This window comes from Neisseria sp. P0009.S007 (assembly GCF_051962515.1).
Map to the genome: position 1 here is coordinate 1 of NZ_JBQCVF010000538.1, position 1,010 is coordinate 1,010.

2 protein-coding genes are annotated in these 1,010 nt (G+C 39.8%); both read right to left on the reverse strand.

From position 1 onward, the window contains the following. Positions 1-215: DUF3290 family protein (locus tag ACTHS3_RS14620; protein WP_440368327.1), on the reverse strand; the 215-nt coding region annotated here is incomplete at its 3' end. Positions 216-318: 103 nt separating this feature from the next. Then, complete coding sequence (locus ACTHS3_RS14625; RefSeq protein ID WP_003749374.1) at positions 319-915, reverse strand: DUF4240 domain-containing protein; 597 nt, start codon at positions 913-915, stop codon at positions 319-321. Between the last annotated feature and the right edge of the window lie 95 nt (positions 916-1,010).

Consider the following 1,010-nt stretch of genomic DNA (forward strand, 5'->3'; position numbering starts at 1 on the left):
TATTTGGTGTCCATGCGGTGGCGCAGGTATTGCGATACGGCGAGCAGGAGGATGACGAGGGCGGCGAAAATCAGGATATATTTCAAGTAGTCGTGGAAATACATATGATTTTCAAGATAAAAGTGAGAAAAGAATTTCATGGTATTTGATAAATTTGGGAAGGGTAATAAGGCCGTCTGAAACTTACATTTCAGACGGCCTTGTCTATTAAACAAGGATGTTGCGTTAAGTTTTCAAAATAGGGTGTTTTTAAAGCGGTATCAGTTGATAAATCCGTCGTCTTTCATTTTCTTTTCGGATATGTATTTAATTGTACATTCATACACATATATATTTTTGATAGGTATTGGGTAGTATCACGGCAAGATCTTCCAGTGTCCAATTTCTATTGGACTGAAAGGTGGGAGAGTTTAATTCTTGCTGTTCGATTTTTTGCCACTCTGTGTTGGCTTTTGGGGCGAATTCTTTGGTAGTTTTTTCGAATGCGCGAATACCGATGCGGTTTCTCTTGCTGTATATTCTGCCTGCCAAGTAACGTTGTTCAGGAAACTCATGCTCATGCCCCTTCAAGTTACCACTGCAATAGTTTTGAGTAGCTTCAGTATCAGCCAGCCGATCGGCATCATGTAAAACAGCAAGATAGTGGCTTTTACCTTGCAAAATCAGCCAAGCTGCAAAGCCATAAGTATTGTATTTATGCTTACCACCGTACACCAAAGATAGCGCAGACCAAATTAATCTATTGGGACTGGCAATGATTGTGCATTCGTACATCTTAAAGAAATAATCGAAATATAATAAATCCTCATCTGGTAAAGATTCCAATAACCGATTCAAGTTTTGGTTGAATTCCCCAATATTGCGAGATTCAGGACGTGCTTGATCAATGATGTTCCAAAAATCGTTGATTGTCATGGCTCCAATCTTCCGAATAATCCGAGACAGGCATAGACGCCGAGTTTAAACACGTTCTTTTTCCAAAATGACGACGTAGGCTTCACGCACGAAAA